This window comes from Phyllobacterium sp. CCNWLW109, assembly GCF_037203905.1.
GTDB classification, from domain to species: Bacteria; Pseudomonadota; Alphaproteobacteria; order Rhizobiales; family Rhizobiaceae; genus Phyllobacterium; species Phyllobacterium ifriqiyense.
In genome coordinates, this window is record NZ_JBBCBK010000004.1 from 912,245 (window position 1) to 926,250 (window position 14,006).

Consider the following 14,006-nt stretch of genomic DNA (forward strand, 5'->3'; position numbering starts at 1 on the left):
CTTGAGAAGCAGAAAATACCCATGCAAACCGTCCTTATTGTGATTCATCTTCTGATAGTACTTGCCCTCGTTGGGGTTGTGCTCGTGCAGCGTTCCGAAGGCGGTGGTCTGGGTATTGGTGGCGGGTCCGGTTTGATGACGGCACGGGGTGCTGCAAACGTGCTGACCCGCGCAACAGCCATCCTGGCAACAGGGTTCTTTATCACTTCCTTGGCGCTCGGCATTCTTTCGCGCTATAGCGAAACGCCCACTGACATTCTCAATCGTATTCCGACGACGACAGGCAGTCAGCCTGCCGGTCAGCAGCCTCCTTCAAGCGGCGGTGTTCTTAATCAGTTGGGCGGCGCATCGTCGACTGCCCCGGCAACGCCAGCGGCACCAGCCCCCGAATCGACCGCGCCCGCGCCTACAGCACCGGTTACTCCTGCGCAGCCTGCAAATCCTGTTCCGAACTCGCAGTAAAACGCATACGGTTATATAGTTACGCGGAACCACAACAATGTGTTGCGGTTCCGCAACTTCTTTGATGCATCCATCATTCGTCAGGAATGATCACAGCGATTTGCATTGAGAAGGGCCCTGTCTTCAGTTATCGCAATATCAAGTTGGCCTAGGGGGCCCGGCAAGCGTCGCTTGGGACGCTTTGCAATCCATTCGGGAATACACATCATGTTGTCACGTCGCTCATTGCTTATTGGAATGTCGGTACTGGCCTTGGCCGGCCCTGCATCTGCCGAGCCGATCCTCAAGAAACTTACAAAGCCTTTCACTGGCGAACGCGATGCAGCAAAGCCGGTAGAAGTGGCGGAGGTGCGCACGCCAGCCCGCCCGAAGAAAACAAAATATGGCATTGATCCAAAATACATGCCGCAGGAAGTTGAATTCTCCGGATACAAGCCGGGCACGATCGTGATCGATCCGCAAGCAAGATTTCTCTATCTGGTCCAAAGCGCCTATTCTGCCCGCCGTTATGGTATTGCCGTTGGCAAGGAAGGGCTCGAGTTCAAGGGTACGGCTGTTGTCCAGACAAAGCGCGAATGGCCTCGTTGGATTCCAACCAAGGAAATGATCAAGCGCGAGCCAGCTCATTATGCCAAGTATGAGAACGGCATGGATGGCGGTCCTGGTAATCCTTTGGGCGCCCGTGCAATCTATCTGTCACAGGGAAATCGTGACACCTATGTGCGTATCCACGGCACCGTGCAGCCTTGGACCATTGGAAGCTCAGCTTCCAATGGCTGCTTCCGCATGGTCAATGATCACGTTATCGATCTTTATGATCGCGTGAAAATCGGTACGGAAGTTGTTGTTCTATAACAACTAATACCGGATTTAATTGAACGGCCAGACTTTGCGTCTGGCCGTTTTGTTTGAAATGAAGAAAAGATTTGTGCGGGAAAACGGCGCTTCAGCCGAATTTTTTTGTGGCCAAATCACTTGCAAAGGACTAACGAGATAAGCCCATGGCCCGATATGTTTTCATCACTGGTGGCGTGGTTTCTTCCCTCGGAAAAGGCATCGCTGCAGCCGCTTTGGCGGCACTCCTCCAAGCTCGTGGATACCGTGTACGGATTCGCAAGCTTGATCCTTATCTCAACGTCGACCCCGGAACGATGTCGCCCTATCAACATGGCGAAGTGTTTGTAACCGACGATGGCGCCGAAACTGACCTTGATCTTGGTCATTATGAGCGTTTCACGGGGCGTCCCGCCAATAAGCAGGACAACATCACGACAGGGCGGATTTATCGCAACATTATCGAAAAGGAACGCCGGGGCGATTATCTCGGTGCGACGGTTCAGGTAATTCCGCACGTCACTGATGAGATCAAGAACTTCATTGTCGAAGGCAATGAGGATTATGATTTCGTTCTTTGTGAAATCGGCGGTACGGTCGGTGACATTGAAGCAATGCCCTTCCTTGAGGCGATCCGCCAACTTGGCAATGATTTGCCGCGCGGCAGCGCTGTTTATATCCACCTGACCCTCATGCCCTACATACCGGCTGCGGGTGAACTCAAGACCAAGCCAACCCAGCATTCGGTAAAAGAGCTGCGTTCCATTGGTATTGCTCCCGATATTCTTCTCATTCGCGCTGATCGCGAGATTCCGGAATCCGAGCGCCGCAAGCTATCGCTGTTCTGCAACGTCCGGGCTTCTGCCGTTATTCAGGCGCTTGATGTGGATACAATTTATGATGTGCCTATGGCCTATCATAAAGAAGGTCTGGATTCAGAAGTCTTGGCCGCATTTGGGATCGATCCGGCACCGAAGCCTCGCATGGAGCGTTGGGACGAAGTCAGCCAGCGCATCCACAATCCGGAAGGCGAGGTTACGATTGCCATTGTTGGTAAATATACCGGCCTGAAAGATGCGTATAAATCGCTGATTGAAGCGCTGCATCATGGCGGCATGGCCAATAAGGTAAAGGTCAATCTGGACTGGATCGAATCCGAAATATTCGAACAGGAAGATCCTGCGCCTTACCTGCAAAAGGTTCACGGTATTCTCGTGCCTGGCGGGTTTGGCGAGCGCGGTTCGGAAGGCAAGATACTTGCCGCCAAGTTCGCCCGCGAAAAGAAGGTTCCGTATTTCGGTATTTGTTTTGGCATGCAGATGGCTGTGATTGAAGCCGCTCGTTCCTTGGCTGGCGTCGAAAAGGCATCTTCTACCGAGTTTGGCCCAGCGAGCGAGCCCGTTGTTGGCCTGATGACCGAGTGGCTTAAAGGCAATATGCTTGAAAAGCGCGCGCAGACCGGGGATTTGGGCGGAACGATGCGTCTTGGCGCCTATGATGCGTTGCTCAAGTCGGGCACACGGATTGCTGATATTTACGGTTCTACCGACATTTCCGAACGGCACAGACATCGGTATGAAGTGAATATCGAATATAAGGACCGTCTTGAAGAATGTGGTTTGGTATTCTCGGGCATGTCGCCGGATGGCGTTCTGCCTGAAACGGTGGAATATCCTGACCATCCCTGGTTCATCGGTGTACAGTATCATCCGGAATTGAAGTCGCGTCCGTTTGAGCCACATCCATTGTTTGCATCGTTCATCAATGCGGCGATGGCGCAAAGCAGGCTCGTTTGATCGGCAAGGGTGTGACTTGAATTGCAGTCAGCATTGAGGCACACCCTTTCATCATGAGTAATTTGTCACCCCGCACGCCCCGTCCTGTCGACCATCTGGTTTTGCCCACGGCAGATCTGGAAATCGCACGCGTGCGATTGGAACAACTTGGGTTCACGGTCGCGCCTGTAGGAGTACATCCGTTCGGAACCGAGAATGTTTGCGTATTCTTCGGCGATAATAGTTTCCTTGAGTTTTTGGCCATAGGTCAGCGCGAGACATGCGAGGCTGAGGCGATTAAAGGCAATGTGTTTGTCGCGCGGGATCAGGCCTATCGGTTCCGTAACGGGCAGGAAGGTTTTTCTGCACTCGTCATGGGCAGCGAGAACGCAAAAGCCGACCATCAATCTTTCGCAGAGGCAGGGATTTCTGCCGGCAATATTCTGGATTTTTCCCGGCCGTTCATTTTGCCGGATGGCAAAGAGGACCGTGCAGGATTTCGCTTGGCTTTTGCCGCGGATCTGCGCGCGCCCGATATATTCTTCTTCACTTGCGAGCGCATAAACACCCCAAAGGTAGATCGGAGCGCGTTGCAATTACATGCAAATGGTGCTGCCGTTTTGCGGGAAGTGGTTCTTTCTGAGGTCAATCCCACGGATTTCCAGTATCCTTTGCAGGAAGTGATCAATCAGCGGGACGTCAACGCGCATTCATTCGGCATGGATATGGCTGCGGCCAATGCAAATATTACCGTGCTTACGCCATCCGGATTGAAGGCTTTCACCGGTATAGAATCATCAACAATCGAGCGCGGTCTGCGCCTGCAAGCGTTCGTGCTTGGCGTTCGTGATCTGGCGGCAGTTGAATCTTTGCTCATCAGCAACAATATTCCAATCGAAAAGCGTGGCTCCCGCCTGATCGTGCACAAGGCACCAGGGCAGGGCGCTGCCATCGCATTTGAGGCCCTCTGATATGTCCCAGAATTCCATCGTTTCCGCTGGCAATGTCGCATTTTCCAATAGCGGCAGACTTTCGCTCATTGCGGGCCCTTGCCAGATGGAAAGCCGCCAGCACGCTTTCGACATGGCAGGCGCATTGAAAGAAATGGCCGAAAAGCTTGGCATTGGCCTCGTCTATAAATCCAGCTTTGACAAGGCGAATCGCACGTCGCTCTCCGGCAAGCGCGGCTTTGGCCTTGAAAATTCCTTGCCGGTATTTGCTGATATTAAAAAGGAGCTTGGTCTTCCAACGCTCACCGATGTTCACACGGAAGAGCAATGTGCAATTCTCGGCGAGGTTGTCGATGTTTTGCAGATTCCAGCCTTTCTTTGCCGCCAAACCGATCTTCTGATTGCTGCCGCCAAGACCGGTAAAATCGTGAATATCAAAAAGGGTCAGTTTCTTGCGCCTTGGGATATGAAGAATGTCGTGGCCAAAGTGACAGAGAGCGGCAACCCGAATGTGATGGTGACCGAGCGCGGTGCTTCCTTCGGTTACAACACGTTGGTGTCCGACATGCGATCCCTGCCAATTATGGCAAGCTTTGGCGCGCCGGTTATTTTTGACGCGACTCACTCCGTGCAGCAGCCGGGTGGCCAGGGTGGTTCGACTGGCGGTCAGCGCGAGTTCGTTGAAACTCTATCGCGCGCGGCAGTGGCCGTTGGTGTGGCGGGTGTCTTTATCGAGACGCATCAGGATCCCGACAACGCCCCGTCAGATGGTCCCAATATGGTGCCGTTGGATCAGATGCCTCGTTTGCTTGAAAAACTGCTGGAATTCGACCGCATAGCCAAAGCTGTTTGACCACGCGCGACATTGTTCCGCAATTAAAGTTTGAGTTTTTTGCAACCATGGGCCAATTCACTCATTAACCCTTCATGCAAAAGCAAGAAGGAGAAGCAAAATGCCAACCAGTTCAGGTCATACAACAGCTATCCGCGCTTCACGTGTTATTGGCACCAATGTCTATAACACTGCCGGCGAAAAGATGGGCGAAATTGAGGATGTCATGCTTGATAAGACATCCGATAAGATAATGTTTGCAGTTGTCGGCTTCGGAGGTTTCTTGGGCATTGGTGAAAAGTACCACGCCATACCTTGGTCACTGCTCGACTATGACAAAAACAATGGCGGTTACACAGTTGGGTTCACCCGCCAGCAGCTGGAACAGGCTCCTGTGAACACAATCGCCGAGCTTACGGAAAATGATGGCCGCAAGGTAAGGGATATGTCGTTCTCTTATTATAAGGTCGATAAGGCGGCTTAACGTCGCTGATCTTCAAAAGAGGCCGCTTTCGAGCGGCCTTTTTTCCGTTTTAATGCACAAATCGACTTGTCAGGGTTTTCCTTGTCATCTTCATTCGCTATTCAGGGGCCAGCTTATGCTGTCCCACGTTTTCAAAAGGAACTCCCATGACTGCGATTGTCGATATTATTGGCCGTGAAATTCTGGATAGTCGCGGTAACCCGACTGTGGAAGTCGATGTCATCCTCGAAGATGGTTCCATGGGCCGCGCTGCTGTACCTTCGGGCGCATCGACTGGCGCACATGAAGCTGTTGAGTTGCGCGACGGCGGAACCCGTTATCTCGGCAAGGGCGTTCAAAAAGCTGTTGACGCAGTGAATGGCGAACTGTTTGACGCGATTGGCGGTCTAGAAGCAGAAAACCAGATCCATATCGATCAGACCATGATTGAACTTGATGGCACGCCGAACAAGAGCCGTCTTGGTGCCAATGCCATTCTCGGCGTTTCGCTCGCTGTTGCCAAGGCCGCCGCTGAGGCATCGGGCCTGCCGCTTTATCGCTACCTCGGCGGTCCAAACGCTCATGTCCTGCCAGTGCCCATGATGAACATCATCAATGGCGGCGCCCATGCCGACAACCCAATCGACTTTCAGGAATTTATGATCCTGCCAGTCGGCGCGTCATCTTTGGCAGAAGCCGTGCGTTATGGTTCGGAAGTGTTTCACACGCTGAAGAAGCGCCTCAAGGATGCGGGCCATAGCACAAATGTCGGCGATGAAGGCGGCTTTGCTCCAGATTTGAAGTCTGCTGAAGAAGCGCTCGATTTCATCATGGAGTCGATTGAAAAAGCTGGATTCAAGCCAGGTGAAGAAATCGCGATCGGTCTTGATTGTGCCGCCACTGAGTTCTTCAAAGGCGGAAATTACGTATACGAAGGCGACAACCAGAGCCGTAACCCGAAGGCGCAAGCTGAATATCTCGCTCAGCTCGTTGGCAATTATCCCATCATAACGGTCGAAGACGGCATGTCGGAAGATGATTGGGAAGGCTGGAAGCACCTCACTGATCTTGTTGGAAAGAAATGCCAGCTCGTCGGCGACGATCTTTTCGTGACCAACTCGGCCCGTCTTCGTGATGGCATCAAGATGGGTGTTGCCAACTCGATCCTCGTCAAGGTCAACCAGATTGGCACATTGTCTGAAACTTTTGACGCTGTGGAAACGGCCCATCGCGCTGGCTATACATCTGTGATGTCGCATCGTTCTGGCGAAACCGAAGATTCAACCATTGCGGATCTTGCAGTTGCTACCAATTGCGGACAGATCAAGACCGGATCGCTGTCACGTTCCGACCGGATCGCGAAGTACAACCAGTTGATCCGTATTGAAGAAGAGCTTGGTCCGCAGGCCAGCTATGCGGGCCGCGGCATTTTCCGCTTCATCTAATATTTGAACCTATCGAATTTAAATGGCGGGCTCAGGTCCGCCATTTTTTTGGGCGGATTAGAGCCCGCTGCCGCATGTTTCCTGATACGCATCAGTTTGAAGCTCATGAATGCTCAAGGCGATCTGAATGCCAAGCGCACCGCTAATAATCAGGCTGGGTGCGGCTATCAGGATTCTCAATGCTGGCGACTTCGGAAATCCGGATATCGCGAAAATGCCAATACCCAGTACATAGACAACAAGAGCCGGCAGCGCGAAAACGAGAACCCCAAATGGCCCGTCACAATCCACACCGGATTGCCCCATCGCCGTGTACTCATTTGGTGTTGTTATTAGTGCTATTATGGCGAGTGGAACTGCCAGTACCGGCAAAGCAATTGCGCTGATGTTTCGAATGCTCATACCGGCGCCATTAGATGTTTGTCAAAAGATGCCCGGACTTCGTAACATGGTTTTGAGGTGGCTGGTAATCGCCTGTTAAGCAAAACACTGTTTTATGAGTGTGTGACAAATCAGGCCATCGTGACCTGATTCCGTAGCGATCCGGATAAGACAATGTGGACAAAACAGAGACGTAAAACCAGGCGGGGGCGCTTAATTGTTCCGCTGCTCGCCACCCTGTTTTTCGCCTATTTCGGCTTCCATGCCTATCACGGCGAATATGGTCTTTATTCCACCATTAAACTGCAGGAGCGAACCCAGCTGCTTCAGGCTCAGCTTGCTGCTGTCGTCGAGAATCGCAAGGAGCTTGAACGACAGGTTAAACTTATGCATGATGGGACAATTGAGAAGGATATGCTGGACGAGCAAGCTCGCAAAGCACTGAACGTTTCCCGTCCGGATGAGGTCACGATAATGCGTGGTTCCGGAGATTTGGCTATTAACTGATATCCGGTTAATAGCTATTTTGTTGTGTATTTTGAACGTCTTATTTGCATAGCACTTATTCGATTCTGCGTATTGTAAGTTCTGTCTCTGCTGCTATTCTCTTGCGACCAAGTCACAGGGAGTGAGATATGGCCACGAGGGCGAAAAAAAGCCCTGCGCGTTCCGCGCAGACTTCTGCTGCTAAAGCACCAAAACCAATCGAATTCACCAAAGAGCAAGAGCTGGAAGCCTACCGGCAGATGTTGTTGATCCGCCGCTTCGAAGAGAAGGCTGGTCAACTCTATGGCATGGGCTTTATCGGCGGCTTCTGTCACCTTTATATCGGACAGGAAGCGGTCGTCACAGGCATGCAAATGTCGCTCAAGGAAGGTGACCAGAACATCACCGGCTATCGTGACCATGGTCACATGCTCGCCTGCGGCATGAGTCCGCGGGGAGTGATGGCTGAATTGACCGGACGACGAGGAGGCCTTTCGAAGGGCAAGGGCGGCTCGATGCATATGTTCTCCAAGGAGAAGCATTTCTACGGCGGTCACGGTATCGTTGGTGCACAGGTTTCGCTCGGTACAGGTCTGGCATTCGCCAATCGCTACCGCGACAATGGCAATGTCTCGCTTGCCTATTTCGGCGACGGCGCCGCCAATCAGGGCCAGGTTTATGAAAGCTTCAACATGGCATCGCTATGGAAGCTTCCTGTCGTCTACATCATTGAAAACAATCGCTATGCGATGGGCACCTCGGTTTCTCGTGCATCTGCCGAAACTGACTTCTCCAAGCGTGGTCTCTCGTTCAATATTCCCGGTATTCAGGTTGATGGTATGGATGTTCGTGCCGTTAACGCTGCGGGCGAGGAAGCAACAGCCTGGGCCCGTTCCGGCAAAGGCCCGATGATCCTTGAGATGCAGACATACCGGTATCGTGGTCACTCCATGTCGGATCCGGCCAAATACCGTTCGAAGGACGAAGTGCAGAAGATGCGCTCCGATCATGACCCAATTGAGCAGGTGAAGAACCGGTTGATCGAAAAAGGATGGTCCACAGAGGACGATCTGAAGAAGATCGATAAGGACGTTCGCGATATCGTTGCAGATGCAGCTGATTTTGCGCAGTCCGATCCGGAGCCGGATGCATCCGAGCTCTACACCGACATTTTGCTCTAAGGGAGGCGCGATCATGCCTGTAGATATTTTGATGCCAGCACTCTCGCCAACTATGGAAGAGGGCAAGCTGTCCAAATGGCTGAAGAAAGAAGGCGATAAGGTCACGTCCGGTGACATTCTCGCCGAAATCGAAACCGACAAGGCGACGATGGAGGTCGAAGCCGTTGACGAAGGTACAATCGGCAAGATTCTTGTCGCCGAAGGTACTGACGGTGTAAAGGTGAACACCGTGATCGCCGTGCTGCTTGGTGATGGCGAAAGCGCTGATGATGCCGCAGCGCCCAAGGCAGATGCTTCCGCCAAGGCAGAAGCTGCGCCAGCACAGGCTGAGCCGGAAGCTCCCAAGCAAGAGACTGCTCCTGAAAAGACCAGCGTTCCTGCTGCGCCGAAAACTGAAGTTGCCGCTGATCCCGATATTCCGGCAGGCACCGAAATGGTTTCGACGACCGTTCGTGAAGCTTTGCGCGATGCGATGGCTGAAGAAATGCGCCGCGACGACTCGGTGTTTGTCATGGGCGAGGAAGTCGCTGAATATCAGGGTGCCTATAAGATCACTCAAGGCCTGCTTGATGAATTTGGTCCGCGCCGCGTTGTCGATACGCCAATCACGGAGCATGGCTTTGCCGGTGTTGGCGTTGGCGCTGCGATGACCGGCCTTCGTCCAATCGTTGAATTCATGACATTCAACTTTGCCATGCAGGCAATCGACCAGATACTCAACTCTGCTGCCAAGACGCTCTATATGTCTGGCGGTCAGATGGGTGCGCCGATGGTTTTCCGTGGCCCAAGCGGTGCAGCCTCACGCGTGGCGGCCCAGCATTCGCAATGTTACGCTGCATGGTATAGTCACATTCCCGGTCTGAAGGTCGTTATGCCTTATTCGGCTGCCGATGCAAAAGGCCTGCTCAAGGCTGCAATCCGCGATCCTAATCCGGTGATCTTCCTTGAGAACGAAATCCTTTATGGTCATTCATTTGATGTGCCGAAGCTTGATGATTTCGTCCTGCCAATCGGCAAGGCCCGTATCCACAAGAAGGGCAAGGATGTTACACTTGTCTCATTCGGCATCGGCATGAACTATACGGTGAAGGCTGAAGTCGAGCTTGCCAAGATGGGTATTGATGCGGAAATCATTGATCTGCGTACAATCCGGCCAATGGATATTCCAACAGTGGTTGAATCTGTGAAGAAGACAGGTCGCCTTGTAACCATTGAGGAGGGCTACCCGCAGTCTTCAGTTGGTACGGAAATTGCCACCCGCGTCATGCAGCAGGCCTTTGATTATCTAGATGCTCCAATCCTGACGATTGCGGGCAAGGATGTTCCAATGCCTTATGCTGCCAATCTGGAAAAGCTGGCGCTGCCAAACATTCAGGAAATTATCGACGCCGTCAAAGCTGTGACCTACACAGCATAAGGGGAGGAAACCGATATGCCGATCAATATCACCATGCCGGCGCTTTCTCCTACGATGGAAGAGGGCAACCTTGCCAAATGGCTCGTCAAAGAAGGCGATAAGGTTGGTCCCGGCGATGTTATTGCCGAGATCGAAACCGATAAGGCAACAATGGAAGTTGAAGCCGTTGACGAAGGTACCGTTGCCAAAATCGTCGTTCCGGCAGGCACTGAAGGCGTCAAGGTCAATGCCTTGATTGCTATTCTTGCGGCTGATGGCGAGGATGTTGGCGCTGCTGCCCAAGGCGGTGGCGATGCTGCTCCTGCCAAAGCAGAAGCAAAAGAAGAGAAGAAGGCTGAGCCAGCCGCAGAGGCGCCAAAGGCTGAACCGGCCAAGGCAGAAGCGCCAAAGCAGGAAGCACCTGCTGTTGATGCCAAGGCGGGCGATCGTCCATTTTCATCGCCGCTTGCGCGCCGCATAGCCAAGGATGCAGGGATTGATCTTGTCGCGGTTACGGGCACTGGACCGCATGGCCGCGTTATAAAGAAAGACGTTGAAGCCGCTATTGCCGGAGGCGGTGCCAAGTCGGCTGCGCCTGCCGCTGCAGCGCCAGCTACTGCTGCATCCGCGCCCAAGCCGATGTCTGATGACGCTGTGCTTAAGCTGTTTGCCGAAGGCTCTTACGAGCTTGTACCGCATGACGGCATGCGTAAAACAATCGCCAAGCGTCTTCTCGAGGCAAAATCGACGGTTCCTCACTTCTACCTAACTGTCGATTGCGAGTTGGATGCCCTTCTGGCCCTACGCCAGCAGATCAATCTTGCTGCACCAATGCGCAAAACCGACAAGGGCGATGTTCCGGTCTACAAGCTCTCGGTCAATGATTTCATCATCAAGGCGATGGCTTTGGCCTTGCGCGATGTACCGGAAGCCAATGTTTCCTGGACTGAAAGCAATATGGTCAAGCACAAGCATTCCGATGTGGGTGTGGCTGTCTCCATCCCCGGTGGATTGATCACACCAATCATCCGCAAGGCAGAAGAGAAAACCCTGTCGGCAATTTCCAACGAAATGAAAGACTTGGCCAAGCGCGCGCGTGATCGCAAGCTAAAGCCCGAGGAATATCAGGGCGGCACGACAGCAGTCTCCAACCTCGGCATGTTCGGCGTGAAGGATTTTGCGGCGATCATCAACCCTCCACATGCGACCATCCTTGCCATTGGGGCAGGCGAAGAACGTGCTGTGGTGAAAAAAGGCGAGATCAAGGTTGCTACGGTAATGTCCGTTACGCTTTCAACCGATCATCGTGCGGTTGACGGGGCCCTTGGGGCAGAACTCGCTCAGGCTTTCAAGCGGCACATTGAAAACCCGATGGGCATGCTGGTCTGAGAAAAGATATGAAAACAGTCCTCTGCTATGGCGACTCACTGACCTGGGGATATATCCCGGGAGGATCGGGTCGCCATGCACTGGCTGATCGTTGGCCAAATGCGCTTCAGGCAGAGCTTGGAGCGGGCGTCAATGTCGTCGCGGACGGTTTGAACGGTCGCACGACTGCCTATGATGATCATCTGTCAGGATTTCAAAGGAATGGTGCCAAGACACTGACCACCGTTCTTGGCACCCATTTCCCTCTCGATCTGATCATTATCATGCTTGGCACAAATGATATGAAAGCATTTATCTGCGGCAATGCGCAGGGTGCAAAACGAGGCATGCAGCGGCTGATTGAGATCGTCCGCACAGCGCCATACCAGTTCAATGCCCAGCCACCGCAGATACTTGTCATGTCGCCGCCCGCATTGGGCGAAACGGAAGGGCCGGAATTCCGGCTGACCTTCGAGCAGGGCATTGAGCAGTCGCGCTTGCTTGCTGCGTTTTATCGTGATGCCGCAGATATTGCCGGTTGCGCTTTCTTTGATGCCGGATCCGTTGTGAAAACATCACCGCTTGATGGCGTACATCTTGATGCAGAAAATACCCGGGCAATCGGCAAGGCCGTTGCACCCATCGTTCGAGACATACTCGATCTTTAATTCAGGAGGATAATGGTCTTGGCCAATAATTACGACGTGATCATCATTGGTTCTGGCCCTGGCGGCTATGTGACCGCAATTCGTTCCGCGCAGCTTGGCCTTAAGACCGCTATTGTCGAGCGGGAGCATCTGGGCGGCATATGTCTCAACTGGGGCTGCATACCGACCAAAGCATTGCTGCGTTCAGCGGAGATTTTCCATTACGGCCAGCACGCCAAGGACTACGGTCTTACTATTGAAGGCAAGATTTCCGCCGATATCAAGGCTGTTGTGCAGCGTTCGCGCGGCGTCTCTGCCCGCCTGAATGCCGGCATCGGCTTCCTGATGAAGAAGAACAAGGTCGATGTGATCTGGGGCGAAGCAAAGCTTTCAAAGCCTGGTGAGATCGTCGTCACAAAGACTTCAAAGAAGCCCATGGAGCCCCAAAATCCGGTTCCGAAGAACGCGCAGGGCGAGGGCACTTATACTGCCAAGCATATTATTCTCGCCACCGGCGCGCGCCCTCGTGCGCTGCCAGGTATCGAACCGGATGGCAAGTTGATCTGGACATATTTCGAAGCCATGATCCCGCCGGAAATGCCTAAGTCCCTTGTAGTCATGGGCTCGGGTGCGATTGGTATCGAATTCGCATCATTCTATCGCACCATGGGTGCGGAAGTCACAGTCGTCGAGCTTCTGCCAAATGTCATGCCTGTGGAAGACGCGGAAATATCCGCCATTGCCCGCAAGCAATTCGAAAAGCAGGGTATGAAGATCATCACGGAGGCCAAGGTAACCAAGGTTGAGAAAGCGGCAAATTCCATCACAGCCCATGTCGAAACCAAGGATGGCAAGGTTGAGAAAATTACTGCCGACCGTTTGATTTCAGCTGTGGGCGTTCAAGGCAATATCGAAAATCTTGGGCTTGAAGCGCACGGCGTGAAGACAGATCGCGGCTGTGTGGTCATTGATGGTTATGGCAGGACCAATGTTCCGGGCATTTATGCCATTGGGGATGTGGCTGGCCCCCCCATGCTGGCGCACAAGGCCGAGCATGAGGGCGTTATCTGCGTTGAGAAGATAGCAAATGTCCCCGGGGTGCATCCAATGGAAAAAGACAAGATTCCTGGCTGCACTTATTGCCACCCGCAGGTCGCGTCTGTCGGTCTGACCGAAGCCAAGGCCAAGGAAGGCGGCCGTGAAATCCGCGTGGGCCGGTTCCAGTTTGCTGCAAATGGCAAGGCCATTGCTCTTGGTGAGGATCAGGGTTTGGTAAAGACCATCTTTGATAAGAAGACCGGCCAGCTGATCGGCGCTCACATGGTTGGTGCAGAGGTGACTGAACTGATACAGGGCTTTGTCGTTGCCATGAATCTGGAGACGACGGAAGAAGAACTCATGCATACGGTATTCCCGCATCCAACCTTGTCGGAAATGATGAAGGAAAGTGTGCTGGATGCTTATGGGCGCGTGCTTAACGCCTGATAGTTGAGGCGACAGGAAAGGAACCGAAGCTGGTAGTCATCAAAGACAGCAGGCCGTGGATCAGCTTTTCATGGTTGATCCTAAAATGGTCGACCCTGATCGGCATCGTGCTGGGGTTTGTGCCTGCTGCCTTGAGTCTGGTTTCAGGCAACACCATATCAGTCAACGGTTTGGCAATTACTGGCTGGACCGGAGTTTGGATGGTAACTTTTGCCTTTGGCTTGGGCGGGTTTCTTTTCGGTGCTATATGGGCCTTGGTATTTCGCGCCATTGCCATGGCGTCAGGACGCTAAAAGGGAAC

General features: G+C 53.0%; 15 protein-coding genes. 14 read left to right on the top strand and 1 reads right to left on the bottom strand.

The genetic code is table 11. The features are described 5' to 3' along the window. Positions 1 to 21: 21 nt before the first annotated feature. The 7 genes from secG to eno all read left to right on the top strand — a co-directional run bounded on the left by secG (position 22) and on the right by eno (position 6,761). Complete coding sequence (gene secG / locus V9K92_RS19815) at positions 22 to 462, top strand: preprotein translocase subunit SecG (protein WP_115053037.1); 441 nt, start codon at positions 22 to 24, stop codon at positions 460 to 462. Between the two features lie 207 nt (positions 463 to 669). After that, positions 670 to 1,317 carry a L,D-transpeptidase gene (locus tag V9K92_RS19820; RefSeq protein ID WP_115053038.1) on the top strand — a complete coding sequence of 216 codons (648 nt, stop codon included), beginning with the start codon at positions 670 to 672 and terminating at the stop codon, positions 1,315 to 1,317. Between the two features lie 146 nt (positions 1,318 to 1,463). Next, positions 1,464 to 3,092 carry a CTP synthase gene (locus V9K92_RS19825; protein WP_307285123.1) on the top strand — a complete coding sequence of 543 codons (1,629 nt, stop codon included), beginning with the start codon at positions 1,464 to 1,466 and terminating at the stop codon, positions 3,090 to 3,092. Positions 3,093 to 3,145: 53 nt separating this feature from the next. Then, on the top strand, positions 3,146 to 4,042 hold the full coding sequence (locus V9K92_RS19830) for a VOC family protein (RefSeq protein ID WP_337354738.1): 897 nt from the start codon (positions 3,146 to 3,148) through the stop codon (positions 4,040 to 4,042). A 1-nt stretch (position 4,043) separates the two neighbouring features. Further along, a complete protein-coding gene (gene kdsA / locus V9K92_RS19835) occupies positions 4,044 to 4,874 on the top strand; it encodes a 3-deoxy-8-phosphooctulonate synthase (protein WP_115053041.1) in 831 nt (276 codons plus the stop codon). A gap of 100 nt (positions 4,875 to 4,974) precedes the next feature. Further along, positions 4,975 to 5,337 carry a PRC-barrel domain-containing protein gene (locus V9K92_RS19840; RefSeq protein ID WP_115053042.1) on the top strand — a complete coding sequence of 121 codons (363 nt, stop codon included), beginning with the start codon at positions 4,975 to 4,977 and terminating at the stop codon, positions 5,335 to 5,337. Between the two features lie 146 nt (positions 5,338 to 5,483). Further along, positions 5,484 to 6,761 carry a phosphopyruvate hydratase gene (gene eno, locus V9K92_RS19845; RefSeq protein WP_115053043.1) on the top strand — a complete coding sequence of 426 codons (1,278 nt, stop codon included), beginning with the start codon at positions 5,484 to 5,486 and terminating at the stop codon, positions 6,759 to 6,761. Between the two features lie 57 nt (positions 6,762 to 6,818). Here eno and V9K92_RS19850 read toward each other — a convergent pair whose 3' ends face one another. Beyond that, complete coding sequence (locus tag V9K92_RS19850; protein ID WP_337354739.1) at positions 6,819 to 7,163, bottom strand: hypothetical protein; 345 nt, start codon at positions 7,161 to 7,163, stop codon at positions 6,819 to 6,821. Between the two features lie 153 nt (positions 7,164 to 7,316). Here V9K92_RS19850 and V9K92_RS19855 point away from each other — a divergent pair, with 153 nt between their 5' ends. The 7 genes from V9K92_RS19855 to V9K92_RS19885 all read left to right on the top strand — a co-directional run bounded on the left by V9K92_RS19855 (position 7,317) and on the right by V9K92_RS19885 (position 13,998). Continuing rightward, on the top strand, positions 7,317 to 7,649 hold the full coding sequence (locus V9K92_RS19855) for an FtsB family cell division protein (protein ID WP_115053045.1): 333 nt from the start codon (positions 7,317 to 7,319) through the stop codon (positions 7,647 to 7,649). A 128-nt stretch (positions 7,650 to 7,777) separates the two neighbouring features. Continuing rightward, positions 7,778 to 8,809, top strand: a complete 1,032-nt coding sequence (gene pdhA / locus V9K92_RS19860) for a pyruvate dehydrogenase (acetyl-transferring) E1 component subunit alpha (RefSeq protein ID WP_115053046.1) — start codon at positions 7,778 to 7,780, stop codon at positions 8,807 to 8,809. 13 nt (positions 8,810 to 8,822) lie between these two features. Next, positions 8,823 to 10,226 carry a pyruvate dehydrogenase complex E1 component subunit beta gene (locus V9K92_RS19865; protein WP_115053047.1) on the top strand — a complete coding sequence of 468 codons (1,404 nt, stop codon included), beginning with the start codon at positions 8,823 to 8,825 and terminating at the stop codon, positions 10,224 to 10,226. Positions 10,227 to 10,241: 15 nt separating this feature from the next. Further along, positions 10,242 to 11,594 (top strand): pyruvate dehydrogenase complex dihydrolipoamide acetyltransferase, encoded by a 1,353-nt coding sequence (locus tag V9K92_RS19870; RefSeq protein WP_336440083.1) that lies wholly within the window; start codon positions 10,242 to 10,244, stop codon positions 11,592 to 11,594. A gap of 8 nt (positions 11,595 to 11,602) precedes the next feature. Next, positions 11,603 to 12,241, top strand: coding sequence for an SGNH/GDSL hydrolase family protein (locus tag V9K92_RS19875; RefSeq protein WP_336440084.1), 639 nt, complete (start codon positions 11,603 to 11,605; stop codon positions 12,239 to 12,241). Positions 12,242 to 12,259: 18 nt separating this feature from the next. Beyond that, positions 12,260 to 13,705 carry a dihydrolipoyl dehydrogenase gene (gene lpdA, locus V9K92_RS19880; protein ID WP_337354740.1) on the top strand — a complete coding sequence of 482 codons (1,446 nt, stop codon included), beginning with the start codon at positions 12,260 to 12,262 and terminating at the stop codon, positions 13,703 to 13,705. A 74-nt stretch (positions 13,706 to 13,779) separates the two neighbouring features. Then, entirely contained in the window at positions 13,780 to 13,998 is a 219-nt protein-coding gene (locus V9K92_RS19885; RefSeq protein WP_435530135.1) for a hypothetical protein, read from the top strand. Positions 13,999 to 14,006 lie beyond the last annotated feature (8 nt).